Origin of the sequence: Streptococcus sp. 1343 (assembly GCF_013277355.1) — a bacterium.
In the GTDB taxonomy this organism is placed as follows: Bacteria; Bacillota; Bacilli; order Lactobacillales; family Streptococcaceae; genus Streptococcus; species Streptococcus pseudopneumoniae.
Map to the genome: position 1 here is coordinate 21,815 of NZ_VMMT01000001.1, position 25,645 is coordinate 47,459.

The 25,645-nt window shown below is 35.5% G+C and carries 22 protein-coding genes and 3 tRNA genes; 17 read left to right on the forward strand and 8 right to left on the reverse strand.

Annotation, left to right across the window (positions count from 1 at the left end):
* Positions 1-146: 146 nt before the first annotated feature.
* From dnaA to HT709_RS00125, 3 genes are all read right to left on the reverse strand, one after another.
* The gene (dnaA, locus tag HT709_RS00115) at positions 147-1,508 is read right to left on the reverse strand and encodes a chromosomal replication initiator protein DnaA (protein WP_172925396.1); all 1,362 of its coding nucleotides are present in this window, start codon (positions 1,506-1,508) and stop codon (positions 147-149) included.
* A gap of 212 nt (positions 1,509-1,720) precedes the next feature.
* Positions 1,721-2,479: a ParB/RepB/Spo0J family partition protein gene (locus tag HT709_RS00120; RefSeq protein WP_000410378.1), complete on the reverse strand. Its 759-nt coding sequence runs from the start codon at positions 2,477-2,479 to the stop codon at positions 1,721-1,723.
* Positions 2,480-2,536: 57 nt separating this feature from the next.
* On the reverse strand, positions 2,537-3,718 hold the full coding sequence (locus HT709_RS00125; protein WP_023936253.1) for a S1C family serine protease: 1,182 nt from the start codon (positions 3,716-3,718) through the stop codon (positions 2,537-2,539).
* A gap of 182 nt (positions 3,719-3,900) precedes the next feature.
* Between HT709_RS00125 and rlmH the strand changes: the two genes are divergently transcribed.
* The 7 genes from rlmH to HT709_RS00160 all read left to right on the forward strand — a co-directional run bounded on the left by rlmH (position 3,901) and on the right by HT709_RS00160 (position 7,081).
* The gene (gene rlmH, locus HT709_RS00130) at positions 3,901-4,380 is read left to right on the forward strand and encodes a 23S rRNA (pseudouridine(1915)-N(3))-methyltransferase RlmH (RefSeq protein ID WP_000695932.1); all 480 of its coding nucleotides are present in this window, start codon (positions 3,901-3,903) and stop codon (positions 4,378-4,380) included.
* A 40-nt stretch (positions 4,381-4,420) separates the two neighbouring features.
* Positions 4,421-4,494, forward strand: a tRNA-Arg gene (locus tag HT709_RS00135).
* 164 nt (positions 4,495-4,658) lie between these two features.
* Positions 4,659-4,784 carry a competence-stimulating peptide ComC gene (gene comC / locus HT709_RS00140; protein WP_000799687.1) on the forward strand — a complete coding sequence of 42 codons (126 nt, stop codon included), beginning with the start codon at positions 4,659-4,661 and terminating at the stop codon, positions 4,782-4,784.
* Positions 4,785-4,804: 20 nt separating this feature from the next.
* Complete coding sequence (gene comD, locus HT709_RS00145; protein ID WP_172925397.1) at positions 4,805-6,130, forward strand: competence system sensor histidine kinase ComD; 1,326 nt, start codon at positions 4,805-4,807, stop codon at positions 6,128-6,130.
* Positions 6,127-6,879 carry a competence system response regulator transcription factor ComE gene (gene comE / locus HT709_RS00150; protein ID WP_000866065.1) on the forward strand — a complete coding sequence of 251 codons (753 nt, stop codon included), beginning with the start codon at positions 6,127-6,129 and terminating at the stop codon, positions 6,877-6,879. The genes comD and comE overlap by 4 nt, the downstream gene beginning before the upstream one ends.
* 51 nt (positions 6,880-6,930) lie before the next feature.
* Positions 6,931-7,002, forward strand: a tRNA-Glu gene (locus tag HT709_RS00155).
* 5 nt (positions 7,003-7,007) lie between these two features.
* Positions 7,008-7,081 (forward strand) — tRNA-Asn (locus HT709_RS00160).
* A 40-nt stretch (positions 7,082-7,121) separates the two neighbouring features.
* Here the strand turns inward: HT709_RS00160 and HT709_RS00165 are convergent.
* Positions 7,122-7,664: a TetR-like C-terminal domain-containing protein gene (locus tag HT709_RS00165; RefSeq protein ID WP_050223254.1), complete on the reverse strand. Its 543-nt coding sequence runs from the start codon at positions 7,662-7,664 to the stop codon at positions 7,122-7,124.
* A gap of 127 nt (positions 7,665-7,791) precedes the next feature.
* Between HT709_RS00165 and HT709_RS00170 the strand changes: the two genes are divergently transcribed.
* Positions 7,792-10,431 carry a YhgE/Pip domain-containing protein gene (locus HT709_RS00170; protein ID WP_050261854.1) on the forward strand — a complete coding sequence of 880 codons (2,640 nt, stop codon included), beginning with the start codon at positions 7,792-7,794 and terminating at the stop codon, positions 10,429-10,431.
* A 29-nt stretch (positions 10,432-10,460) separates the two neighbouring features.
* Here HT709_RS00170 and HT709_RS00175 read toward each other — a convergent pair whose 3' ends face one another.
* Both HT709_RS00175 and HT709_RS00180 read right to left on the reverse strand, forming a co-directional pair.
* Positions 10,461-13,004, reverse strand: coding sequence for a YfhO family protein (locus HT709_RS00175; RefSeq protein ID WP_050261855.1), 2,544 nt, complete (start codon positions 13,002-13,004; stop codon positions 10,461-10,463).
* 59 nt (positions 13,005-13,063) lie between these two features.
* Positions 13,064-14,686 carry an ATP-binding cassette domain-containing protein gene (locus tag HT709_RS00180; RefSeq protein ID WP_000958762.1) on the reverse strand — a complete coding sequence of 541 codons (1,623 nt, stop codon included), beginning with the start codon at positions 14,684-14,686 and terminating at the stop codon, positions 13,064-13,066.
* A gap of 205 nt (positions 14,687-14,891) precedes the next feature.
* Between HT709_RS00180 and trpS the strand changes: the two genes are divergently transcribed.
* Positions 14,892-15,917 carry a tryptophan--tRNA ligase gene (trpS, locus tag HT709_RS00185; RefSeq protein ID WP_000165458.1) on the forward strand — a complete coding sequence of 342 codons (1,026 nt, stop codon included), beginning with the start codon at positions 14,892-14,894 and terminating at the stop codon, positions 15,915-15,917.
* 151 nt (positions 15,918-16,068) lie between these two features.
* Positions 16,069-17,547, forward strand: a complete 1,479-nt coding sequence (gene guaB / locus HT709_RS00190) for an IMP dehydrogenase (RefSeq protein ID WP_000073412.1) — start codon at positions 16,069-16,071, stop codon at positions 17,545-17,547.
* A 51-nt stretch (positions 17,548-17,598) separates the two neighbouring features.
* Here the strand turns inward: guaB and recF are convergent, their stop codons facing one another.
* Both recF and yaaA read right to left on the reverse strand, forming a co-directional pair.
* Complete coding sequence (gene recF, locus HT709_RS00195) at positions 17,599-18,696, reverse strand: DNA replication/repair protein RecF (RefSeq protein ID WP_050261857.1); 1,098 nt, start codon at positions 18,694-18,696, stop codon at positions 17,599-17,601.
* Between the two features lie 2 nt (positions 18,697-18,698).
* Entirely contained in the window at positions 18,699-19,067 is a 369-nt protein-coding gene (gene yaaA, locus HT709_RS00200) for a S4 domain-containing protein YaaA (protein ID WP_000455902.1), read from the reverse strand.
* Between the two features lie 158 nt (positions 19,068-19,225).
* Here yaaA and HT709_RS00205 point away from each other — a divergent pair, with 158 nt between their 5' ends.
* Genes HT709_RS00205 through HT709_RS00235 form a run of 7 tightly spaced genes read left to right on the forward strand, consistent with a single transcriptional unit; the run spans position 19,226 to position 25,631 of the window.
* Positions 19,226-20,476, forward strand: coding sequence for a pitrilysin family protein (locus HT709_RS00205; protein ID WP_023933017.1), 1,251 nt, complete (start codon positions 19,226-19,228; stop codon positions 20,474-20,476).
* Positions 20,473-21,756 carry a pitrilysin family protein gene (locus HT709_RS00210; RefSeq protein ID WP_023933019.1) on the forward strand — a complete coding sequence of 428 codons (1,284 nt, stop codon included), beginning with the start codon at positions 20,473-20,475 and terminating at the stop codon, positions 21,754-21,756. The genes HT709_RS00205 and HT709_RS00210 overlap by 4 nt, the downstream gene beginning before the upstream one ends.
* 41 nt (positions 21,757-21,797) lie before the next feature.
* Positions 21,798-22,640, forward strand: coding sequence for a cytoskeleton protein RodZ (gene rodZ / locus HT709_RS00215; protein ID WP_023936269.1), 843 nt, complete (start codon positions 21,798-21,800; stop codon positions 22,638-22,640).
* Between the two features lie 10 nt (positions 22,641-22,650).
* On the forward strand, positions 22,651-23,196 hold the full coding sequence (gene pgsA, locus HT709_RS00220; protein WP_000712127.1) for a CDP-diacylglycerol--glycerol-3-phosphate 3-phosphatidyltransferase: 546 nt from the start codon (positions 22,651-22,653) through the stop codon (positions 23,194-23,196).
* Complete coding sequence (locus HT709_RS00225) at positions 23,193-24,020, forward strand: energy-coupling factor ABC transporter ATP-binding protein (RefSeq protein ID WP_000835726.1); 828 nt, start codon at positions 23,193-23,195, stop codon at positions 24,018-24,020. Before pgsA ends, HT709_RS00225 begins: the two co-directional genes overlap by 4 nt.
* The gene (locus tag HT709_RS00230; RefSeq protein ID WP_138699845.1) at positions 24,005-24,844 is read left to right on the forward strand and encodes an energy-coupling factor transporter ATPase; all 840 of its coding nucleotides are present in this window, start codon (positions 24,005-24,007) and stop codon (positions 24,842-24,844) included. The genes HT709_RS00225 and HT709_RS00230 overlap by 16 nt, the downstream gene beginning before the upstream one ends.
* Positions 24,837-25,631: an energy-coupling factor transporter transmembrane protein EcfT gene (locus HT709_RS00235; protein WP_172925398.1), complete on the forward strand. Its 795-nt coding sequence runs from the start codon at positions 24,837-24,839 to the stop codon at positions 25,629-25,631. The genes HT709_RS00230 and HT709_RS00235 overlap by 8 nt, the downstream gene beginning before the upstream one ends.
* Positions 25,632-25,645: the final 14 nt, after the last annotated feature.

Here is a 25,645-nt window from a genome sequence, read left to right on the forward strand (position 1 = left end):
ATTTATTTTTAGTATTAGAAGGATAATAGTAATAATAGAGTCTGTGAAATCTGTGGAAAACAGACTTTAAACAAGTCATATCAAGTTTTTTGGCTTGTTTAAAAAATGTGGATAAAAAAGATAATAAAGTAAAAGTTATCCACAACTTATTTGATTTTCTTTTTGATTGATTCAATTTCTAAGCGTAAATTATCGTCTTCATCAATCAAAGATTTAATTTTAGCATGGGCATGAATAACTGTTGTATGATCTTTTCCACCAAATTCCTTCCCAATTTTTGGAAGACTATTATCTGTTAGTTCTCTAGATAAATACATGGCTACTTGACGGGCTAACACAATGTTTTGAAGGCGTCTGCTTCCCTTCATTTCTTTGACACTAACTCCATAGAAGTTACCAACTTCATTTTGGATTTTGTCAATTGGGATGACGAGCATTTGGCTAACATCTTGTTTTCGAGCTCTAATAGCTTCTGCAGCAATATCAATAGTGATATCCTTGATATTTTTTACTCTGGCAATTAAAGTGATGTCGTTTATGGCTCCCTCAAGATCTCGAACATTTGAATCAAATTGCCCAGCTAGGTATTCTAGAGTATCACTTTGGAAATTGTAGCCTAAATGTTCCGTTTTACTTTGTAAAATGGCAATGCGTGTTTCAAAGTCAGGGGGTGTGATAGTTTGTGTCAATCCCCAACTAAAGCGCGTGACAAGCCTCTCCTCGAGCCCTTCTAAATGTTTTGGACTACGATCACTGGTTAGGACAATCTGTTTTTGCTTGTCATGAAGGGCGTTAAAGGTATTGAAAAATTCTTCCTGAGTTGCGACTTTTTTTCCGCTGAGTGACTGGATATCATCGATTAACAAAAGATCAAGACTACGATAGGTTTTTTTAAATTTTTCCATTTCCCCAAGTCTTAGGTGATCAAGAAAGTCATTAATAAAGCTTTCAGCAGGTATGTATTTGACACGTGCATTTGGAATATTTTTTAGAATTTCATTTCCAATAGCGTTTAATAAGTGAGTCTTACCAAGGCCTGGTCCTCCATAGATAAAAAGAGGGTTATAGGTCAGAGCCAAATCTTCAGAGACAGCTAAAGCGGCTGATACAGCCCAAACATTTCCATCCCCTTGAATAAAGTTATCAAAGGTATACTTTTCTTTTAATCCCGTATCTGAATAAGGAATAGATACTAACTTTGGACTATAGTCATAAAGAGTTAAATTTGTAGTTTCTTCAACTTGTGAGCTAGTCGTATCTTGAGGTTTGGTGAAAATATAGTGGGGAGTTATTTCAGCGTCATAAATTTCAAAACCAGCTACTACAATAATATCTTTTAGTTGTTTTTCCCAGACCATTTCCATTTCAGAGCGAGGTAGAAATATAGTGGCAACATTTTCCTCTACCTTGATGAGTTCAGCTTGAATAGCATAGAAATCATACATGGATCGAGTCAGTCTTTCTTGTGCAAATTCTAATATACGATTCCAAAATTGTTTTTCTTTCAATCTTTTCTCCTCCTTTACTATTTAAAAGTTTAATACTAGAGATATTTTACCATAGATAGCAAGAATTTTCCACAAGCTGTGAAAAATAATCCACAATGTTACCAAACTTTATCCACAGGTTGGGGATAAAAGAAGAAATTATTGATTTATTAAGCTTTTTATCGAAAAACATAGTGGATAACCTTGTGAGATAAAAAAATAAAAGAACAGCCTTATTTCAGGCTGTTGATAATTCTACTATATTCTTCTTGATTTGAAAAAGAAATAATGATTTTTCCACTGTCTTTTTTAGATAGTTTAATTTCTACATCTAATCCGAGTAGTTTTCTTAACTGTTTTTCTTCATTTTGTATGAAATGATTCGTTTTTTGCTGTTTCTTTTGTTTTTTCTCTGTCAGAAGAGCTTCTAACTTCCTTACAGAAATATCTTCTTCTATAATCCGTTGAAAGAAATAGTCTTGTTGTTCCTTATTTAACCCAACTAGGGAACGCGCATGGGCTTGTGATAGTTTGCCATTTTCTACTTCTGAGAGAATCTGTTCTGGCAAGGAAAGTAAACGAATGGAGTTGCTGATATATGGACGAGACTTGCCCATTTTATCTGCAATTTCAGCATGGGTGAATCCTTTCTCTACGAGAGATTCATAGGCGCGTGCTTCTTCTATTGGGTTTAAATTTTCTCTCTGTAAATTTTCAATAATGGACTGAACCATCATCTCTTGGTCTGAAATCTGTTTAACAACAGCTGGGATAGACCGTAGACCAGCTAAAAGTGAAGCCCGATAGCGTCTCTCTCCTGCAAGGATTTCATAACCAATAACAGGAGATTGACGAACAATAATCGGTTGAATGACCCCATTTTCTTTGATAGACTGTGCTAGTTCATCTAGTTTTTCTCTATCAAATTCTTTTCGGGGTTGATAGGGATTTTTTTGTATATCTGTGATAGAAATCATTTCAAATTTTTCCATGATTCTACACTAACACATCTTTTCTCTTATGTAAAGCTTTCTTTACATAGATGTCAATTAAGATTCTAAATCACCTGAACTCTTGTCAAGTTTAATAGATGTAGTTTCTTCTTTACCGTTGCGATAGTAAGTGATCTTAATGGTGTCTCCGATAGAATGATTGTAAAGAGCACTTTGTAAGTCTGTTGATGAAGCAATCTCTTTGTCATCTACTTTTGTAATTACATCGTATTTTTCAAGGTGACCATTGGCAGGCATATTACTTTGTATCGAACGAACAACTACACCAGATGTAACATTACTTGGAATATTGAGTCTTCTGATGTCGCTTGTACTCACATTAGATAAATTAACCATCTGGATTCCCAAAGCTGGACGCGTCACTTTTCCGTTTTTTTCTAACTGTTCAATAATATTGATAGCATCATTTGCAGGAATTGCGAAACCAAGACCTTCTACAGATGTTCCTCCATTTGTAGCAATTTTACTTGAGGTAATTCCGATAACCTGCCCTTGAATATTGATCAGTGGGCCGCCAGAGTTACCTGGGTTAATAGCAGTATCAGTTTGGATGGCTTTTGTAGAAATAGCTTGTCCATCTTCCGATTTTAAGGATACATTTCTATTGAGACTAGATACGATACCTTGAGTAACAGTATTTGCATATTCAGAACCTAACGGGCTACCGATGGCAATAGCAATTTCTCCTACAGTTAACTTACTAGAATCACCAAACTCAGCTACTGTTGTCACTTTTTCTGAAGAGATTTTGACGACAGCAATATCAGAGAAAGTGTCAGCTCCGACAATTTCTCCAGGTACTTTAGTCCCATCTGACAATCGAATATCTACTTTGCTGGCGCCATTTATAACGTGATTGTTGGTGACGATGTAAGCTTCTTTATCATTCTTTTTATAAATAACTCCAGATCCTTCACTAGAGATTCGCTGAGAATCTGTGTCAGTATCATCATTGCCAAATACGCTATTTTGTCTGTTTGCCGAATAAGTAATAACAGAAACAACAGCATCTTTTACTTTGTTAACAGCCTGTGTTGTTGAATTTTCGTTCTTATAGGCAATTTGTGTAATAGTACTATTGTTGTTAGAGTTGTTTACACTACTTTTTTGAGTTAGTTGAGTTATTGAAAAACTACCCAAGGCTCCACTAAAAAAGCTAATGACGATAACGACTAATAATTGAAACCATTTTTTGTAAAATGTTTTTAGATGTTTCATATTTGCCTCCATATGTTTGAATTACTGAAAGTATAAACTGACTAGCTTAATTATAACTTAAACACAAAAGTTTTACACAAACTGTGGATAACTCTTTTGAAGCTGTGATTTTCTTAATTGAAATCTATTTTTTATTTTGTGAATAAGATGTGAAAAAATAGAGAATATGTTAGAATAGAGTCATGAAAATTAAAGTTGTAACAGTTGGGAAACTGAAAGAAAAGTATTTAAAAGATGGTATCGCAGAGTATTCAAAACGAATTTCTAGATTTGCTAAGTTTGAAATGATTGAGTTATCAGATGAAAAAACACCAGATAAGGCCAGTGAATCAGAAAATCAAAAGATTTTAGAAATAGAAGGTCAGAGAATTTTATCAAAAGTTGCTGACCGTGATTTTGTTATTGCATTAGCTATTGAAGGGAAAATGTTCTCTTCAGAAGAATTTAGTAAGCAGTTAGAAGAAGCTTCTATAAAAGGATTTTCTACTCTTACCTTTATTATTGGGGGAAGTTTAGGATTGTCATCAGCTGTAAAAAATAGAGCCAATCTTTCTGTCAGTTTTGGTCGCCTAACCTTGCCCCATCAGTTAATGAGACTAGTTCTTGTTGAACAAATCTATCGCGCTTTTACGATTCAGCAGGGATCACCCTATCATAAATAAATTGACTTTTAATTGAATTTTTGGTAGAATAATTGTGTTAGGTCTCATAGCTCAGCTGGATAGAGCATTCGCCTTCTAAGCGAACGGTCGCAGGTTCGAATCCTGCTGGGATCAATATAATAGCAAAGCTGGGAATTTTCCCGGCTTTTTTCTTAAAAAAGTACACTTTGGGAGAAAAAAATGACAGTTGAGAGAATTTTATCTAAAACGAAATTCCATTTTGTATAATGGTTTTTGTAAGTTAGCTTACAAGAAAAAACATTTTAGGAGATTTTATTATGAAAAACACAGTTAAATTGGAACAGTTTGTAGCCTTGAAGGAAAAAGACTTGCAAAAGATTAAAGGTGGGGAAATGAGACTTCCAAAAATCCTCCGTGATTTTATTTTCCCAAGAAAAAAGTAATAAAATAAGGGGAAAGAGTAATGAATTTATTTGGATTTGGGACAGTTATTGGTCATTTTTTAATTATTAGTCACAGTTACCGTTTAATTTGTAAAGGTCAAATAAAATCAAAGGAACTATATTTTTTTGGTCTCTATACATTACTAGTAGAAGCAGTACTTGAACTTTCCTTTTATCTTCTATATTTAGATGAAATAGTGATTGAAAGATTTTTATTTCCTTTGGGCCTATATTCCTATTTTCGATGGATTAAACAGTATGAGAGGGATAGAGGACTATTCCTAAGTTTACTACTATCTCTTTTATGTGAGAGCACTCATAACTTTCTGTCCGTAACTTTCTCTTCTATAACAGGAGACAATTTTGTTTCACAATATCATGCCCCATTCTTTTTCGTTGTAACGGTGTTGACCTATTTTGTTGTCTTAAAAATCATTCATTATTTCCATTTGGAACTAGCCTATTTTGACAAAGACTACCTCTATCCTTTCTTGAAAAAAGTATTTTTTGCCTTACTACTGCTCCATATTGTATCTTTCGTTTCAGATATGGTAAGTACGGTTAAACATTTGAATAGTTTTGGAAGTATTTTGTCATCTATTGTTTTTATCTCGTTACTTTTGACCTTCTTTGCAATGAATTCGCATAAAGAACAAATGGAAAAAGAGATTGCTTTGAAGCAGAAGAAATTTGAACAGAAACATTTACAAAACTATACAGACGAAATTGTCGGACTGTATAATGAAATCCGTGGTTTTCGACATGACTATGCTGGAATGCTTGTCAGCATGCAGATGGCAATTGACAGTGGTGATTTACAAGAAATTGACAGAGTTTACAATGAAGTTTTGGTCAAAGCTAATCACAAACTGCGTTCAGATAAGTACACTTACTTTGATTTGAACAACATAGAAGATTCAGCTTTACGAAGTTTGGTTGCTCAGTCCATTGTCTATGCTCGAAATAATGGTGTAGAGTTTACACTGGAAGTAAAAGATACGATTACCAAGCTCCCAATTGAACTATTGGATTTGGTTCGTATTATGAGTGTTTTATTGAACAATGCTGTCGAAGGATCGGCTGATAGTTATAAAAAGCAGATGGAAGTAGCAGTTATTAAGATGGAAACTGAAACAGTGATTGTGATTCAGAATTCATGTAAAATGACGATGACTCCTTCAGGAAATCTATTTGCCTTAGGATTCTCCACTAAGGGAAGAAATCGCGGAGTCGGATTAAATAATGTGAAGGAACTACTAGATAAGTACAACAATATTATTTTAGAAACAGAGATGGAAGGCAGTACATTTAGACAAATCATTAGATGTAAGAGGGAATTTGAATGAAAGTTTTAATTTTAGAAGATGTTATTGAACATCAAGTGAGACTAGAGAGAATATTGGATGAAATTTCGAAAGAATCGAATATTCCAATATCATACAAGACAACGGGAAAAGTCCGTGAATTTGAAGAATACATTGAAAACGATGAAGTAAATCAGCTTTATTTCCTAGATATTGATATTCATGGAATTGAGAAAAAGGGATTTGAAGTGGCTCAGCTCATTCGTCATTACAATCCTTACGCTATTATCGTCTTTATCACCAGTCGATCAGAGTTTGCGACTCTAACCTATAAATACCAGGTATCAGCCCTAGATTTTGTTGATAAGGATATCAACGATGAGATGTTTAAGAAGAGAATTGAGCAAAATATCTTTTACACGAAGAGTATGTTACTTGAAAATGAAGATGTGGTGGATTATTTTGACTACAATTACAAGGGAAATGATTTAAAAATCCCTTACCATGATATTTTGTATATTGAAACGACAGGAGTCTCTCATAAATTACGTATTATTGGTAAGAATTTTGCCAAAGAGTTTTACGGTACTATGACAGATATTCAGGAAAAGGACAAACATACTCAGCGATTTTATTCTCCTCATAAGTCATTTTTGGTAAATATAGGCAATATTAGAGAGATTGATCGAAAAAATCTAGAAATTGTTTTCTATGAAGATCATCGTTGTCCTATTTCAAGATTAAAAATTAGAAAATTAAAAGATATTTTAGAGAAAAAATCTCAAAAGTGATTGACAATTAGGAAGAAATTGATATAATGGTTATATCTGCTACAGATAGAAGGTCCGTTGGTCAAGGGGTTAAGACACCGCCTTTTCACGGCGGTAACACGGGTTCGAATCCCGTACGGACTATTTTATCCGCCATAGCTCAGTTGGTAGTAGCGCATGACTGTTAATCATGATGTCGTAGGTTCGAGTCCTACTGGCGGAGTATAGATAAAAGGGAACACAGCTGTGTTCCTCTTTTTGTATCAATTTGTATCACCAAGCATTTTCATAAGGAAGTTTGTTATTTCTTGAGAACTTTCTTTTTTTCCATGTGCAATCCAAGTTTGGCAGACACCAAAAAGTGCATGAGTTAGATAGATGCTACTATATTCTAATTCAGTGGTATTTAGATTCAGTTGCATAAATCGCTTTTGTAAATCTGTACTGAGCATGATATGAAGTTTATTTCGTAAGAAATTTTGGATTTCTTTAGTCCCATTTTCAGAAAGAAGGGCAGCCAGAAGTGGTTCTGACTCTAGATATTCAAAAACTTCTAAAATAGCGTCTCTTTTGTGATGAGCATGTTTTTGAAAAATATATTCAAATGTATGAAATAGCTTGCTTTGATAGTGCTCAATCATATCATACTTATCCTTATAGTGCGTATAGAAGCTGGAACGGCTAATTCTGGCTTTTTCTGCTAACTTGACAGTAGAAATTTGATCAAATGGTTGTTCCATTAGTAATTGTACCATAGCATTTTCAATAGTTCGCTTTGTTTTTAAGCGTTTGTTACTTTCTTGCATATTTCCTCCTTGTAAACAAATTAGACTATATGTCTAAAAATGGATTTTTTATATTGTAATTTAGATTTTTTATTGTATAATCTATTATATCAAAATTTTAGACAATATGTTTAAAAAAGGAGAAACTATGTTTAAAGAATGGAAAGCAATTTTTAAAAAACCAACCTTTATTATTGTCATGATAGGGATTTCTCTTATTCCAGCTCTGTACAATATCATATTTTTGTCATCAATGTGGGATCCATATGGGCAATTGTCTGACTTACCTGTGGCAGTTGTCAATAATGATAAAGAGGCTTCCTATAATGGTAATAGCATGTCTATAGGAAAAGACATGGTGTCCAATTTAAAAGAAAATAAAACCTTGGATTTTCATTTTGTAGATGAAGAAGGTAAGAAGGGTTTAGAAAATGGCGATTACTATATGGTAGTGACTTTACCAAGTGATTTATCTGAAAAAGCAGCTTCTATTTTAACGGATTATCCAGAGCAAATGCAAATCGATTATCAGACTTCAAGTGGTCATAGTTTTATTGCCAGCAAGATGAGCGATTCTGCTATGACACAATTAAAGCAGAGTGTTTCTACCAATGTAACCGAGACCTATACTAAAGCTTTATTCAACAAAATGGTCTATTTAAAGGATGGTATGAGCCAAGCAGATTCTGGAAGTGAAAAACTAACTGATGTAGCGAATCAGTTAGTGGCAGGAAGTCAAACATTAACTACTAACCTACACTCTTTAGCAGCTTCAAGTTTAACATTTTCAAATGGACCGGAGCAGTTTACTAAAGGATTATCCTCTTATGTCTCTGGTGTTGAACAACTTCATCTTGGCTTAGGGAATTTTAATAGTGGTTTAGTTACATATACTGGTGCAGTGAGTCAATTAGATAGCGGATTAGGTCAATTATCTTCTAAAAGTCCTGAATTAGTAGGAGGAATCAATCAGTTATATTCTGGTGTAGAATCCTATACTGGCGGTGTTTCTCAGCTTAATGCTGGTCTTAATCAATTTTCATCTGGTGTTAGTGCCTACACCAATGGAGTGGGAAGTCTTGCAACAGGTGCTAATCAGTTATCTAATCAATCAGCTACACTTCGAATAGGGGTGGAGCAATTAAGTGAAGGGATTCAACAACTTTCTAGCAAGTTAGATGCTTCGTCTGGGAAAAAAGATCAAATTAATCAATTATCTTCTGGTCTGAATCAGTTAAATCAAGCCATTCAAAATATTGATGTTGGAGATACAAAACAATTAGATTCTGTTTTATCAAGTATAGTATCTCTTTCTAATCAAATGTTAGCAAGTGCTCAGTCTGCTAAAGCGACTACATTAGCCAATATTCAATCGACAGCAGCTTATCAATCTTTGACAAGTGAGCAACAAGCTGAAATAAGTGCTTCTGTATCTCAAAATTCGACTGATAGTATTCAATCAGCACAGTCAATTGTAGCTGTAGTTAAAGGTTTACAGGGAAGTTTAGAAAACTTACAAAATCAATCTTCTAATCTTGCGACTTTAAAAAATCAAGCTAATCAAGTATTACCTATTGCTTCTACTTCTTTGACAAGATTGTCAAGTGGATTAACAGAGATACAAGGAGCTGTTACTAGCAAATTAGTTCCTGATAGTCAGTCGATTGCATCAGGTGTAAACGCATATACTACAGGTGTTGATAAAGTTTCTCAGGGAGCAAGTAAACTAAGTGAAAAAAATGCCACCTTGACAGGTAGTTTGGATCAACTAGTTTCAGGCTCAAACACCTTGACACAAAAATCTTCTAGCTTGACAGCAGGAGTTAGTCAATTAGTTGAAAAAACTCCAGAATTAGTATCTGGTATTGAAAAATTATCAACTGGCTCTAACCAATTGAATCAAAAGAGTCAAGAATTGATAGCAGGAGTTGATAAATTGCAGTCAGGATCTAGCCGACTAGCTGACAAATCCAGTCAGTTACTTTCAGGTGCTTCTCAATTAGAAAGTGGAGCTAATAAATTGGCAGATGGAGCTGGGAAATTAGCAGAAGGTGGAACAAAGTTAACTTCTGGATTGGAAGGTTTACAGACAGGAGTTGCTTCTTTAGGACAAGGACTAAGTAATGCTAGTGATCAACTCAAATCAGCATCTACGGAATCTCAAAATGCAGATATTTTGTCAAATCCACTCAATCTTTCCAAAACAGACAATGACCAAGTTCCTGTAAATGGAATTGCAATGGCTCCTTATATGATATCAGTTGCTCTCTTTGTTGCAGCAATATCAACGAATATGATCTTTGCGAAGCTGCCTTCAGGACGTCATCCAGAGAGCCGTTGGGCTTGGTTGAAATCTCGGGCTGAAATAAATGGTATTATAGCTGTTTTGGCAGGAATTTTGGTATATGGAGGAGTTCATCTTATTGGTCTAACGGCTAATCATGAGATGAGAACATTTATTCTCATTATCCTAACAAGTTTAGTATTCATGTCCATGGTGACCGCATTAACAACATGGAATAGCCGTATAGGAGCTTTCTTCTCACTTATTTTGCTTTTATTACAGTTAGCATCAAGTGCCGGTACTTATCCACTTGCCTTGACAAATGATTTCTTTAGAACTATTAGTCCTTGGTTACCAATGAGTTATTCAGTTTCGGGATTACGACAAACAATCTCTATGACAGGAAATATTCATCAGCAAGTCATTTTCCTAGATGCCATACTAGCTCTATTTACTGGTTTAGGTATGCTAGCCTATCAACCTAAGAAAATGGAAGAAGATTAAAAAAATCGACCGATTAATTGGTCGATTTTTTATGCCTTAGATGACTTTCGTCTGTGATTATAGGTTCCAAATAGTAAGAGAGAAGTAAAGGAACAAATTGCTCCAGTAATAAAACCATTGGGAATGAAGGAGAGTGTAATAGTTCCTTTCCCCTTGGGAACCTCAACTTTCATAAATCCAGTTTGAGCTTGTTTAATTTCTATTTTCTTACCATCTTGGTAGGCAGACCAACCTTTGTCATAAGGAATGGTGAAGAAAATGGACGTATCTTGTTTAACATCATATCTAGCAAAGACCTTGTTTTTAGAAGTTGATACTGTGACAGGTTGTTCTTTAATTTTTTGAATTGCCTCGGTGAATGTTTTGGTATCTAAACGGTAGAAGGTAGGAGATTCAAATGATACTTGTGAATTTCCAGGGAAACTAACATTGATATTGAAAGTTTTTTTCTCTTTTGTATAGCCTAGATTAAAGAAGGAGAAGATATTATCAGTTGTAAAAGTTTTCTTTTCTCCATTTACAAGGATGTCAACCTTTTTTTGTTTATCATTAGAAAAGTGAAGGTTTGTGAAAGAAAGATAAACTTGGCTGTTTTCTGGCACTTCAATTTGATACTGGATTGCTGCATCCTCATTTGAAGAACTTGTGACAATAATCAAATCATTAGTATTTTCTGTTTTGTCATAAGGGATTGTAGAAAAATAATCAAAATCGACGTTAGCAAGTTGATTTAAAAACGAGGCTTGATTATCTAAAGTATGTTCATTGAACTTGACATCATTGTAAACAGATTGACTAGCAAAGGCAATCGGAAGAGAGAATTGATTTTCATATAGGGTAAGATTATCTTTTTGATAGATATCTTTAAAACCATACTTATCACTAGGACTGTCTGAGATATTGTACTGGATACCAAATAAACTATCAGCCAAAATACTATTATTTGCATAGCGTAGATTGAGATTAGTCCCAGAGGATTTAAACCCAAGTTTATCCAAAGTAGAGCTTGCTGAACGATTTCGAACAGATGAAAATTGAGATATTCCATTGTAGTTGAATTTCATACTGTCATTTCCTGTTTGAGTCTCTAGTTTTTCAGTACGAGTAAATTGATTTCCAATATATGTTGAGAAAGATTTCATAGCTGGGATATCTCGATTATATGCACTTCGAGAAGCAAATCCCCATTCTTTAGCAATTCCGTCTATTTGAGATGAAGCATTTAAACTTATTTCAACCATTATAAATAAAGAGATTAGAATGGCAAATAGATTTACAGAGATAAACTTTTTGATAACTGCAAGGAGTAAAAGAGAATAGACAACTAAAAATTCAAGAGTCAGTAGAATATTCAAATCTGTTAAAAAAGAATAATGTGATTTTAGATAGATGGTAGCTAAAAATCCTGTTACTATAAGAAAAAGCGAAACTAAAAAATTCCAGATTTTAATTTCTTTCAGACGATTTAAGACTTCCGCTGCTGTGTAAATTAACAAGGTAGAGAAAATCCAAGAATAGCGATGTAAAAACATATTTGGAGTATGCATACCTTGCCAAAATAAGTCAAGAGCTTCTATGTAAAAGCTTGCAATTAGAAATGCAAAGAATATTACATATATGAGTTTCACGTGAAACTTAATAGATTTCAGCGTAAAAAATAAAATGGTCAAAATAAAGGGAAGTAGTCCAACAAAAATCATTGGGATGGCCCCATACTTTGTTGTGTCAAAGGAACCAATGAATTGCTTAGCAAAGAGATCAAGATACCAGCTACTTTCAGTTTGAAACTTTGTAACTTCAGTCAATTTTTCCCCATGTGTCTGTAAATCAAACAGAGTGGGAAGAGTCATAATCAAACTAGCCATACCAGCTAAAAAGGAGATAACTATGAAATCAAGAACAGATGATTTTCGAGTCTTAAAGTCCCACGAAATTTGACAGAGATACCAGAAAATAAGAAACAATACTGTCATATATCCAAAATAATAATTTTGAATAAATAAGATTGACAGACTTGTAAAGTACAATAGGAGTTTCTTTTCAGTTATCAGTAGATGTAAACCAGTTATAATTAAAGGAATCAAGATAAAAACATCTAGCCAGGTTTTTATCTCTAATTGACTGACAGTGAAACTCATCAGAGTATAGGAAGTAGATAAGGCTAGTTTTAAAGTCTGAGGGATAGATTGAAACAATTTATTCAAACTAAAAAAGGTTGACAGACCAATCAATCCAAATTTTAAGAGAGTGGTCAGATAGACAGCATCTGGCATATTCGTTAGATCAAAAAAGTAAACCAGAGGTGAAAGAAAACTACCCAAGTAATAACTAGATAGAGCATAGAAGTTTAGCCCTAGACCACTTGTAAAGGTGTAAAACAGACTACTATTTCCATGTAGGATATTTCTTAGAGCTATATCAAAAATAACGTATTGATGAAAGCCATCTCCTAATAGAGGAGATTTGTCGCTATTCCAGTAGATACCTTGAGATAGATATACTCCTATCATAATTACTACAGGAATGATGAAAGAAACAAAATAGATCCAATATGTTTTAAAAAATAATTTCATGTTACCTCATAAAATGTTAGAAAACTCAGCTGGTTAACCCAACTGAGTTTTGAATTTTTTTAGTCTTTCCAAAGTTCTTTAACTTTTGCTTGTACTTCTGCATTTTCTAGGAATTCATCATAGGTTTCATCGATACGGTCAATGACGCCATTTTTAGACAAGACAATGATATGGTTAGCTAGAGTTTGAATAAACTCGTGGTCATGGCTGGCAAAGATGATTGATTCTTTAAAGTTTTTCAATCCATCATTCAAGCTTGAGATAGATTCCAAGTCCAAGTGATTTGTTGGATCATCAAGTACAAGGACATTTGATTTTAAAAGCATGAGTTTTGAAAGCATGACACGAACTTTTTCTCCCCCTGACAAGACATTTACAGGTTTGTTAACCTCATCTCCAGAGAAGAGCATACGGCCGAGGAAGCCACGTAGGAAAGTATTGTCATCTTCTTCTTTACTTGCGAATTGACGCAACCAGTCAAGGATTGACTCTCCTCCTGCAAAATCTGCCGAGTTATCTTTTGGCAAGTAAGAACGGCTAGTAGTTACTCCCCACTTGACAGTTCCTTCATAGTCAATGTCCCCCATGATTGCACGAATTAATGCAGTCGTTTGGATGTCATTTTGACCAATAAGCGCTGTCTTATCACCTGGACGCAAGATAAAACTGATATTATCTAAAATAGTCTCACCATCAATCTTTACAGTTAGATTTTCTACTGTCAGGAGATCATTACCTATTTCACGCTCCGCTTTAAAGTTAATAAATGGATATTTACGACTAGATGGTACAATCTCTTCTAGTTCAATCTTATCAAGCATTTTCTTACGTGATGTTGCTTGTCTTGATTTAGAAGCATTAGCAGAGAAACGAGCAACGAATTCTTGCAATTGTTTAATTTTTTCTTCTGCTTTAGCATTACGGTCTGCTAGCAATTTAGCAGCGAGTTCAGAAGATTCCTTCCAGAAGTCGTAGTTTCCGACATAGAGTTTGATTTTTCCAAAGTCAAGGTCGGCCATGTGAGTACATACTTTGTTTAAGAAGTGACGGTCGTGGGATACTACGATAACTGTGTTATCAAAGTCAATCAAGAAGTCTTCTAACCATGTAATTGATTGGATGTCTAAACCGTTGGTAGGCTCGTCCAAGAGAAGAACATCTGGTTTACCAAAAAGTGCTTTGGCAAGGAGAACCTTTACTTTCTCACCGTTGGCCAATTCGCTCATGTTTTGGTAGTGTAATTCTTCTGGAATGTTTAGGTTTTGAAGGAGTTGAGAGGCTTCGCTTTCTGCTTCCCAGCCTCCAAGCTCAGCAAACTCTTCTTCGAGTTCGGCAGCACGAACCCCGTCCTCGTCTGAGAAATCTTCCTTCATGTAGATAGCATCTTTCTCTTTCATGATGCTATAAAGTTTTTCATTTCCCATGATAACAACATCAATGGCACGTTCATCTTCATAGTCAAAGTGATTTTGACGAAGAACAGAGAGACGTTCATCTGGACCAAGAGAGATGTGACCAGTAGTAGGTTCGATATCTCCGGCTAAAATTTTTAAAAAGGTTGATTTTCCGGCACCATTAGCACCGATTAATCCGTAAGTATTTCCTTCTGTAAATTTGATATTGACATCATCAAAAAGTTTGCGATCACTAAAACGTAGTGAAACATCAGATACTGTAAGCAATGTTTTTCTCCTATATGTGTAATATATTTATTCTACTAGAAAATACGGAAATATTCAAATTTTTATCTGTCAATTTTGTGTAAATTAATTTTACAGCATACTTTACACAAATCCGTGAATAGTAAGGTTGATTTATTTTGATAAATTGCGGTTATTTCATTAAAAAAATGCTATAATTGAAGGGACTATATCGAAGGAGAACAAAATGACTAAACCCATTATTTTAACAGGAGACCGTCCAACAGGAAAATTGCATATTGGACATTATGTTGGAAGTCTCAAAAATCGAGTATTATTACAGGAAGAGGATAAGTATGATATGTTTGTGTTCTTGGCTGACCAACAAGCCTTGACAGATCATGCCAAAGATCCTCAAACCATTGTAGAGTCTATCGGAAATGTGGCTTTGGATTATCTTGCAGTTGGATTGGATCCAAGTAAATCAACTATCTTTATTCAAAGCCAGATTCCAGAGCTGGCTGAGTTGTCTATGTATTATATGAATCTGGTTTCATTAGCACGTCTGGAGCGTAATCCAACTGTCAAGACAGAAATTGCTCAGAAAGGATTTGGAGAAAGCATTCCGACAGGATTCTTGGTCTATCCAATAGCTCAAGCAGCTGACATCACAGCTTTCAAGGCTAACTATGTTCCTGTTGGGACAGATCAGAAACCAATGATTGAGCAAACTCGTGAAATTGTTCGTTCTTTTAACAATGCATATAACTGTGATGTCTTGGTAGAACCGGAAGGTATTTATCCAGAAAATGAGAGAGCAGGGCGTTTGCCTGGTTTAGATGGGAATGCTAAAATGTCTAAATCACTCAATAACGGTATTTATTTAGCTGATGATGCGGATACTTTGCGTAAAAAAGTAATGAGTATGTATACAGACCCAGATCATATCCGCGTTGAGGATCCAGGTAAAATTGAAGGAAATATGGTTTTCCATTATCTAGATGTTTTTGGTCGTCCAGAAGATGCTCAAGAAATTGCTGAAATGAAAGAACATTATCAACGAGGTGGTCTTGGTGATGTGAAGACCAAGCGTTATCTACTTGAAATATTAGAACGTGAACTGGGTCCTATTCGTGAGCGCCGTATCGAATTTGCTAAGGATATGGGAGAAGTTTATAATATGCTTCAAAAAGGTAGTGAAAGAGCGCGTGAAGTTGCAGGTCAAACCCTATCTGAGGTTAAAGGAGCAATGGGACTTCATTACTTTAACTAAGTTTATTTTACAAGAAACTATCATTTCTATCTCGAAGAAAAGATAGTTTTTTATTTACCCCTGTAACATTTGACAAATTTTTATAGAATGGTATGATAGATACAATATAAAAAGAGTCAAGCTCAAAAAGAAAGAAAAGAGGAAACTTCGAATGTCTAATTGGGACACTAAATTTTTGAAAAAAGGTTTTACCTTTGATGATGTATTACTTATTCCAGCTGAAAGTCATGTGTTGCCTAACGATGCAGATTTAACAACTAAATTGGCAGATAATCTGACTTTAAATATCCCAATTATTACCGCTGCCATGGACACAGTTACAGAGAGTCAAATGGCTATTGCTATTGCTCGTGCAGGCGGTCTCGGAGTTATCCATAAAAACATGTCAATTGCTCAACAAGCAGACGAGGTTCGTAAGGTAAAACGTTCTGAAAATGGAGTTATTATTGATCCGTTCTTCTTGACACCTGAACATACAATTGCTGAAGCAGATGAGCTTATGGGTCGTTACCGCATCAGTGGTGTTCCAGTTGTTGAAACACTTGAAAATCGTAAATTGGTTGGTATTTTGACAAACCGAGATCTTCGTTTTATTTCAGATTATAACCAACCAATCTCAAACCATATGACTAGTGAAAATCTTGTTACTGCTCCTGTGGGTACAGACCTTGCAACAGCTGAGAATATTCTTCAAGAACACCGTATTGAAAAACTTCCGTTGGTAGATGAAGAAGGTCGTCTTTCTGGCTTGATTACTATCAAAGATATTGAAAAAGTTATTGAGTTTCCAAATGCTGCTAAAGATGAGTTTGGTCGTCTTCTAGTTGCAGGTGCAGTAGGTGTTACTTCAGATACATTTGAACGTGCAGAGGCTCTTTTTGAGGCAGGAGCGGATGCGATTGTTATTGATACTGCACATGGTCATTCTGCAGGTGTCTTGCGTAAAATTGCTGAGATTCGTGCTCACTTCCCAGATCGTACTTTGATTGCTGGAAATATTGCTACTGCTGAAGGAGCGCGCGCACTTTACGAAGCAGGTGTGGACGTTGTCAAGGTTGGGATTGGACCAGGTTCTATCTGTACTACTCGTGTGATTGCTGGTGTTGGTGTTCCGCAAGTAACAGCTATCTACGATGCTGCAGCTGTTGCGCGTGAATATGGAAAAACGATTATTGCTGACGGTGGAATCAAGTATTCTGGAGATATTGTAAAAGCCCTTGCTGCAGGTGGAAATGCAGTTATGCTTGGATCAATGTTTGCTGGAACTGATGAAGCTCCAGGCGAAACTGAAATCTTCCAAGGACGTAAGTTTAAGACTTACCGTGGTATGGGATCAATTGCTGCTATGAAGAAAGGTTCAAGCGATCGTTACTTCCAAGGTTCTGTCAATGAAGCAAACAAACTTGTTCCAGAAGGAATTGAAGGTCGTGTTGCTTATAAAGGTGCTGCAGCTGATATTGTCTTCCAAATGATTGGTGGTATTCGCTCTGGTATGGGTTACTGTGGTGCAGCTAACCTTAAAGAACTACACGATAATGCTCAATTTATTGAAATGTCTGGTGCTGGTTTGAAAGAAAGCCATCCTCATGATGTACAAATTACGAATGAGGCACCAAATTATTCTATGTAAAAAAACAATGAAAAGAACTCCCGTGGAAACAGGAGTTCTTTTACAATGTTGTCAATTTTCATTTACAATAACTTTACCATCTTGAATAGTGAAGATACTTAGATTTTCTGGTAGATTTTGAAGATGGTCTAAGCTTGTTGTTGTGATAAAGGTTTGGATTGAATGAGAAATCGTTTCTAATAATTTTAGTTGTCTAGTGTTGTCAAGTTCGCTCATAACATCGTCAAGCAGTAATATTGGAGATTCTGTAGTAATGCTTTCCATTAACTCGATTTCTGCTAATTTTATCGAGAGGACGAGACTACGATGTTGACCTTGACTTCCAAAACTAGCATCCATACCATTTATATAAAAAGAAATATCATCTCGATGAGGACCAACACCAGTATTCTTTTTAAATAAATCTCTGGACCTACTTTTTTCTAAAGCAATTTTGAAAGATTCTGATAAGCCTTCCTTGTCAGTTATCTTTACAGAAGATTGATAGGATATTGACAACTCTTCAATCTGATTAGAAAGTTCAAAATGTGTCTCACGACCAAAATATTCTAGTTTTTTTATGAAATCTAAGCGGTGATTCATTACACGACATCCATAATCAACTAGCTGATCATCTAAGACTGAAAGGAAGGTTTCATCTATTTTTTGAGCTGATTTTAGGTAAGTGTTTCTTTGTTTTAGGATGTGGTTATAATTGGTTAAATCCGATAAATAGATTGGCTTAATTTGCCCAAGCTCCATATCAATGAATTTTCGTCGAACTGAAGGTGCCCCTTTAATTAGTTGTAAATCTTCAGGAGCAAATAAGACAACATTCATGTGTCCTACATAGTCTGAAAGTCGTGCCTGTTTTAAGTGATTAACTTTTGTAACACGTCCTTTTTGTGTTAGTTCAATTTCGAGAGGAATAGATCCCGTTTTTTTCTGAACGAGACCTGAAAGATGAAGTTGTTCCTCATCAAAATGAATGAGATTTTTATCTGTTCGAGTTCGATGGCTACGTGTTAAGGCTAAAAAATAGATAGCCTCTAACATATTTGTTTTACCTTGTGCATTACGTCCTAAAAAGACATTTAATTTAGGATTAAAGTCTATTTTCGTCTCTTTGTAGTTACGAAAAGTTTTGAGAGATAGGTGTTGTAGCCACATGATTATCTACCAGGGAATCGTGGAGCTTGTTTGCTTTTTGGTGATGAAGCAGGTTTCGATTTGTCTTTTTTAACTCCCTTATTCATCTTTTTGACAAGTTTAGCGATCCGTTCTTTTTCAACTTTATCAGCTTGGTATTCATCTTGTTCTTCAGAAGTAGGTTGTGTCAACAAGATGTCAATGTTCATGTCAGGGATGTCAACTTTATCGCCAATACGAAGTTTTTTTCCACGACGACTCTCTAATTCCCTATTAAAGTAAACAGAATGTTCAGAGAGAAATGATTTAATAGCTCCTCCGCTATGTGTAATTCCAAGTTCTTTGAGTAGTGCTTGGAGGGTAATAAATTCTTCAAATAATTTGTATTCCATAATTCACCTCAATCTTTGGTATTATACCATATTTTCCTAAAAATAGTGAGAGAGACAGCGAGAAATGTAAGCGATTTTTATTTCAAAAGTGTTACAGGGAACAAGAAAATTTCAGGTTTTCGTGATATAATAGAAGTCTGTATATAAGGAGGTAAATCATGGAGTTAGTGCATGGAATTTCAACACATTTTATCCAATCAAAAAAGTTTAAAACAAACAAAATTACCGTGCGTTTTACCGCTCCATTATCCCTTGATACGATTGCAGGTCACATGTTGAGTGCAAGTATGCTAGAGACTGCTAATCAGATGTACCCCACTTCTCAAGATTTGAGGAGACACTTGGCCAGTCTATACGGTACAGATATGTCAACCAATTGTTTCAGAAGAGGGCAAAGCCACATTATAGAATTGACATTTACCTATGTTCGTGATGAGTTTTTAAGTAGGAAAAACGTGCTAACCTCTCAGATTTTGGAACTTGTAAAAGAAACTCTTTTTTCACCCGTAGTAGTTGATAATGGGTTTGATCCGGCCTTATTTGAAATTGAGAAAAAACAATTGCTAGCAAGTTTAGCAGCTGATATGGATGATTCTTTTTATTTTGCACATAAAGAATTGGATAAATTGTTTTTTCATGATGAACGTCTTCAATTGGAATATAGTGATTTACGAAATCGTATTTTAGCTGAAACTCCACAAAGTTCTTATTCTTGTTTCCAAGAATTTTTGGCCAATGATCGAATAGATTTCTTTTTCCTAGGTGATTTTAATGAGGTTGAAATTCAAAATGTATTAGAATCATTTGCCTTTAAAGCTCGAAAAGGAGATATGAAGGTTCAGTATTGTCAACCTTATTCCAATATCCTTCAGGAAGGTATGGTTCGGAAAAATGTGGGACAGTCTATTTTAGAGTTGGGATATTATTGCTCTGCTGAATATGGCGATGAGCAACATTTACCCATGATTGTAATGAATGGTTTACTTGGTGGATTTGCTCACTCTAAGCTCTTTACAAATGTCCGTGAAAATGCTGGATTAGCTTATACCATTTTAAGTCAACTCGATTTGTTTAGTGGATTCTTGAGAATGTATGCTGGTATCAATCGAGAAAATAGGAATCAGGCTCGAAAAATGATGAATAATCAATTACTTGATTTAAAAAAAGGTTATTTTACAGAGCTTGAGCTAGAGCAGACCAAGGAAATGATTCGTCGGTCTTTGTTGCTTTCTCAAGATAATCAAGGTTCATTGATTGAACGTGCTTATCAAAATGCCTTACTTGGGAAATCTTCAGCAGACTTTAAAAGTTGGATTGCAAAACTCGAGCAAGTTGACAAAGATGCTATTTGTAGAGCAGCTAATAATGTGAAACTACAGGCGATTTACTTTATGGAAGGAATAGAATGACAAAGGTTGTTTTTGAAGAAAAATACTATCCAGCTGTAAAAGAAATGATTTATCGAACTCGTTTGGCCAACGGATTGACAGTTGCTCTTTTGCCTAAAAAGGAATTTAAAGAGGTTTACGGGAGTGTAACTGTACAATTTGGTTCGGTAGATACGCTTGTCACAGAAGTTGACGGAGATGTAAAAGAATATCCTGCGGGAATTGCTCATTTTCTTGAACATAAATTATTTGAGAGAGAAGATTCTAGCGATTTGATGTCGGCTTTTACGAGTCTAGGTGCAGATAGTAATGCCTTTACAAGCTTTACAAAAACAAGCTATCTTTTTTCAGCAACGGATCATTTTTTAGAAAATTTAGATTTACTTGATGAATTGGTAACATCAGCACATTTTACTGAAGATTCCATTTTAAGAGAGCAGGATATTATTCAGCAAGAACGAGAAATGTATCAAGATGATCCAGATTCGTGTTTATTCTTTTCAACCTTAGCGAATTTGTATCCAGGTACACCTTTAGCGACGGATATAGTTGGAAGTGAGGAGTCCATTTCCCAAATAAATCTAACTAATTTGCAAGAAAATTTTGCAAGATTTTACAAACCTGTAAACATGTCTCTGTTTTTAGTTGGTGATTTTGATGTGGAGCGAGTACAGGACTATTTTGAAAGCAAAGAACTGAAAGATTCAGATTTTCAGGAAGTAGCAAGAGAAAAGTTGTTTTTACAGCCTGTAAAGCCAACAGATAGTATGAGAATAGAAGTATCTTCTCCCAAACTAGCGATTGGAGTTAGAGGTAAGCGAGAAGTTTCTGAAGCGGATTGCTATCGACATCATATTTTATTAAAATTATTGTTTGCAATGATGTTTGGTTGGACTTCGGATCGTTTTCAAAAATTATATGAATCAGGTAAAATTGATGCGTCCTTATCTCTTGAAATTGAAGTAACAAGTCGTTTTCATTTTGTTATGTTGACAATGGATACGAAAGAGCCAGTTGCTTTATCCCATCAATTTAGGAAGGCCATTCGTAATTTTACAAAGGATTTAGATATTACAGAGGATCATTTAGATATTATCAAAAGAGAGATGTTTGGAGAATTTTTCAGTAGCATGAACTCTCTTGAATTTATTGCAACGCAATATGATGCTTTTGAAAATGGTGAGACAATTTTTGATTTGCCGAAAATTTTACAGGAAATTACTTTAGAGGATGTCCTTGATGCTGGACATCATTTAATAGATGATGGTGACATAGTTGATTTTACAATATTCCCATCGTAGTAACCTATTATAATAGACACTAGAAAGAAGGGATGACAAGTATGAGAAAAAAAACAATTGGAGAGGTTTTACGATTAGCTAGAATCAATCAGGGATTGAGTTTAGATGAATTGCAGAAAAAGACAGAAATCCAGTTAGATATGTTGGAAGCAATGGAAGCAGATGATTTCGATCAACTTCCAAGTCCTTTTTACACACGTTCTTTCTTGAGAAAATATGCATGGGCTGTTGAGTTAGATGACCAAATTGTCTTGGATGCTTATGATTCTGGGAGTATGATTACTTATGAGGAAGTAGATGTTGATGAAGACGAGTTGACAGGGCGCAGACGTTCAAGTAAGAAAAATAAGAAAAAACCATCCTTTTTACCTTTATTTTATTTTATCCTTTTTGCCTTATCTATTTTAATTTTTGTGACCTATTATGTTTGGAACTATATTCAAACTCAACCAGAGGGGCCTTCTCTTTCTAATTACAGTGTGGTTCAATCAACAAGTTCAATAAGTTCAACTAGCTCTGTTCCCCACTCCTCAAGTAGTAGTTCATCTAGCAGTTCTTCTAGTATAGAATCAGCTATAAGTGTATCAGGTGAAGGAAATCATGTAGAAATCGCTTATAAGACAAGTAAGGAAACAGTTAAATTGCAATTGGCAGTTTCAGATGTTACAAGTTGGGTCAGCGTTTCAGAAAGCGAACTTGAGGGCGGTGTAACCTTATCGCCAGAGAAGAAAAGTGCAGAAGCAACAGTTGCAACTAAAAGTCCTGTAACAATTACCTTAGGTGTTGTAAAAGGTGTTGCTTTGACAGTAGATAATCAGACTGTTGATTTATCGAAATTAACAGCTCAGACTGGACAAATCACTGTAACCTTTACTAAAAATTAAGGAAAAACGAATGAAAAAAGAACAAATTCCCAATCTTTTAACAATAGGTCGAATTCTCTTTATACCTATTTTTATCTTTATTTTAACGATAGGAAATTCGATAGAGAGTCATATAGTGGCAGCTATTATCTTTGCTATTGCTAGTATTACAGATTATTTAGATGGATATTTAGCTCGTAAATGGAATGTGGTCAGTAATTTTGGTAAATTTGCAGATCCTATGGCGGATAAGTTACTAGTTATGTCGGCTTTTATTATGCTGATTGAGTTAGGTATGGCTCCAGCTTGGATTGTTGCAGTGATCATCTGTCGTGAGTTGGCTGTGACAGGTTTAAGGCTTTTATTGGTTGAAACTGGTGGAACAGTTTTAGCAGCAGCAATGCCTGGAAAAATTAAAACTTTTAGTCAGATGTTTGCCATTATTTTCTTGCTATTACATTGGACTTTGCTTGGTCAAGTTCTACTTTATGTAGCCTTGTTTTTCACTATCTACTCTGGCTATGATTATTTCAAGGGTAGTGCCTATGTATTTAAAGGGACATTTGGTTCGAAATGAAATCAATAATTGATGTAAAAAATCTTTCTTTTCGTTATAAGGAAAGTCAAGAATACTATGATGTGAAGGATATTACGTTTCACGTGAAACGTGGAGAATGGCTTTCGATTGTAGGGCATAATGGTAGTGGTAAATCAACGACGGTTCGATTAATTGATGGCTTACTGGAAGCAGAATCTGGAGAGATTGTAATAGATGGTCAACGGTTGACTGAGGAAAATGTTTGGAAAATACGTCGTCAAATCGGTATGGTTTTTCAAAATCCAGACAATCAATTTGTTGGAGCGACTGTTGAAGATGATGTAGCCTTTGGTTTGGAAAATCAGGGTCTTTCTCGTCAAGAAATGAAAAAGAGAGTGGAGGAAGCTCTAGATTTGGTTGGCATGTTGGACTTTAAAAAGAGAGAGCCGGCGCGTCTATCAGGTGGCCAAAAACAACGTGTGGCCATTGCAGGTGTTGTAGCCCTAAGACCAGCTATTTTAATCTTAGATGAAGCAACGAGTATGTTGGACCCTGAGGGGCGTAGAGAACTGATTGAGACAGTACAGGGAATTCGGAAAGACTATGATATGACGGTCATTTCTATTACCCATGATTTGGAAGAAGTTGCCATGAGTGACCGCGTATTGGTCATGAAAAAAGGGGAAATTGAATCAACTAGTAGCCCAAGAGAACTTTTCTCTCGAAATGATTTAGATCAAATTGGATTAGACGATCCTTTTGCCAATCAAGTAAAATATTCTTTGAGCCAGAATGGCTATGATTTACCTGAAAATTATTTGACAGAAAGTGAGCTAGAGGATAAATTATGGGAATTGCTCTAGAAAATGTGAGTTTTACATATCAAGAAGGGACTCCCTTAGCTTCAACAGCTTTGTCGGATGTTTCTTTGACGATTGAAGATGGTTCTTATACGGCTTTAATTGGGCACACAGGTAGTGGTAAATCAACTATTTTACAACTCTTAAATGGTTTATTGGTGCCAAGTCAAGGGAGTGTGAGGGTTTTTGATACCTTAATCACCTCGACTTCTAAAAATAAAGATATTCGTCAAATTAGAAAACAGGTTGGCTTGGTATTTCAGTTTGCTGAAAATCAGATCTTTGAAGAAACAGTTTTGAAGGACGTTGCTTTTGGACCACAAAATTTTGGAGTTTCTGAAGAAGATGCGGAGCAGATTGCGCGTGAAAAACTGGCTCTGGTTGGAATTGATGAATCACTTTTTGATCGCAGTCCGTTTGAGCTATCAGGTGGACAAATGAGACGTGTCGCCATTGCAGGCATACTTGCCATGGAACCAGCCATATTAGTCTTAGATGAGCCCACAGCAGGCCTAGATCCCATGGGAAGAAAAGAGCTGATGAATTTGTTCAAAAAACTCCACCAGTCAGGGATGACAATTGTCTTGGTAACGCATTTGATGGATGATGTTGCTGAATATGCGAATCAAGTCTATGTGATGGAAAAGGGACGTTTGGTGAAGGGTGGTAAACCAAGTGATGTCTTTCAAGATGTTGTCTTTATGGAAGAAGTGCAGTTGGGAGTACCTAAAATTACGGCCTTTTGTAAACGATTGGTGGATAGAGGCGTGTCATTTAAACGATTACCGATTAAGATAGAGGAGTTCAAGGAGTCGCTAAATGGATAGTATGATTTTGGGGCGTTATATCCCAGGGGATTCGATTGTTCACCGATTGGATCCACGTAGCAAATTGCTTGCTATGATGCTACTGATTTTGATTGTGTTTTGGGCTAATAACCCCTTGACGAATCTGATTCTTTTTATAGCGACAGGGATATTTATTGCCTTGTCAGGAGTATCTCTTTCATTTTTTATTCAGGGCTTGAAGTCTATGTTTTTCTTGATTGCCTTCACAACTATTTTTCAACTATTTTTCATTTCTAATGGGAATGTTTTATTTGAGTTTTCGTTTGTGAGAATCACGGATTATGCTTTGCAACAAGCTGGAATTATTTTTTGTCGTTTTGTATTGATTATTTTCTTTTCAACTTTGTTAACCTTAACGACCATGCCCTTAAGTTTAGCATCAGCTGTCGAAGCTTTGTTAGCGCCTTTAAAGCGTGTGAAAGTTCCAGTTCATGAAATTGGATTGATGCTGTCCATGAGTCTACGTTTTATCCCAACATTAATGGATGATACGACGCGGATTATGAATGCGCAGAAAGCGCGTGGAGTGGATTTTGGTGAAGGAAGCATTGTTCAAAAAGTAAAGGCGATGATTCCCATTTTGATTCCTCTTTTTGCAACAAGTTTAAAACGTGCGGATTCCTTGGCTATCGCTATGGAAGCGCGTGGTTATCAGGGTGGAAAAGGCAGAAGTCAATACCGACAATTGAAATGGACTCTAAAGGATACGCTGACCATTCTTGTTATTATCGTACTTGGTTGTTGCTTATTTTTCTTAAAATCTTAGTAGCTTTCAGGAAT

Bases quoted from the DNA above. Each gene is read 5' to 3' on its own strand.
- HT709_RS00120 (WP_000410378.1), bottom strand. From the start codon at position 2,479: ATGGAAAAATTTGAAATGATTTCTATCACAGATATACAAAAAAATCCC.
- HT709_RS00125 (WP_023936253.1), bottom strand. From the start codon at position 3,718: ATGAAACATCTAAAAACATTTTACAAAAAATGGTTTCAATTATTAGTC.
- rlmH (WP_000695932.1), top strand. From the start codon at position 3,901: ATGAAAATTAAAGTTGTAACAGTTGGGAAACTGAAAGAAAAGTATTTA.
- comC (WP_000799687.1), top strand. From the start codon at position 4,659: ATGAAAAACACAGTTAAATTGGAACAGTTTGTAGCCTTGAAGGAAAAA.
- comD (WP_172925397.1), top strand. From the start codon at position 4,805: ATGAATTTATTTGGATTTGGGACAGTTATTGGTCATTTTTTAATTATT.
- comE (WP_000866065.1), top strand. From the start codon at position 6,127: ATGAAAGTTTTAATTTTAGAAGATGTTATTGAACATCAAGTGAGACTA.
- HT709_RS00165 (WP_050223254.1), bottom strand. From the start codon at position 7,664: ATGCAAGAAAGTAACAAACGCTTAAAAACAAAGCGAACTATTGAAAAT.
- HT709_RS00170 (WP_050261854.1), top strand. From the start codon at position 7,792: ATGTTTAAAGAATGGAAAGCAATTTTTAAAAAACCAACCTTTATTATT.
- HT709_RS00175 (WP_050261855.1), bottom strand. From the start codon at position 13,004: ATGAAATTATTTTTTAAAACATATTGGATCTATTTTGTTTCTTTCATC.
- trpS (WP_000165458.1), top strand. From the start codon at position 14,892: ATGACTAAACCCATTATTTTAACAGGAGACCGTCCAACAGGAAAATTG.
- guaB (WP_000073412.1), top strand. From the start codon at position 16,069: ATGTCTAATTGGGACACTAAATTTTTGAAAAAAGGTTTTACCTTTGAT.
- recF (WP_050261857.1), bottom strand. From the start codon at position 18,696: ATGTGGCTACAACACCTATCTCTCAAAACTTTTCGTAACTACAAAGAG.
- yaaA (WP_000455902.1), bottom strand. From the start codon at position 19,067: ATGGAATACAAATTATTTGAAGAATTTATTACCCTCCAAGCACTACTC.
- HT709_RS00205 (WP_023933017.1), top strand. From the start codon at position 19,226: ATGGAGTTAGTGCATGGAATTTCAACACATTTTATCCAATCAAAAAAG.
- HT709_RS00210 (WP_023933019.1), top strand. From the start codon at position 20,473: ATGACAAAGGTTGTTTTTGAAGAAAAATACTATCCAGCTGTAAAAGAA.
- rodZ (WP_023936269.1), top strand. From the start codon at position 21,798: ATGAGAAAAAAAACAATTGGAGAGGTTTTACGATTAGCTAGAATCAAT.
- pgsA (WP_000712127.1), top strand. From the start codon at position 22,651: ATGAAAAAAGAACAAATTCCCAATCTTTTAACAATAGGTCGAATTCTC.
- HT709_RS00225 (WP_000835726.1), top strand. From the start codon at position 23,193: ATGAAATCAATAATTGATGTAAAAAATCTTTCTTTTCGTTATAAGGAA.
- HT709_RS00230 (WP_138699845.1), top strand. From the start codon at position 24,005: ATGGGAATTGCTCTAGAAAATGTGAGTTTTACATATCAAGAAGGGACT.
- HT709_RS00235 (WP_172925398.1), top strand. From the start codon at position 24,837: ATGGATAGTATGATTTTGGGGCGTTATATCCCAGGGGATTCGATTGTT.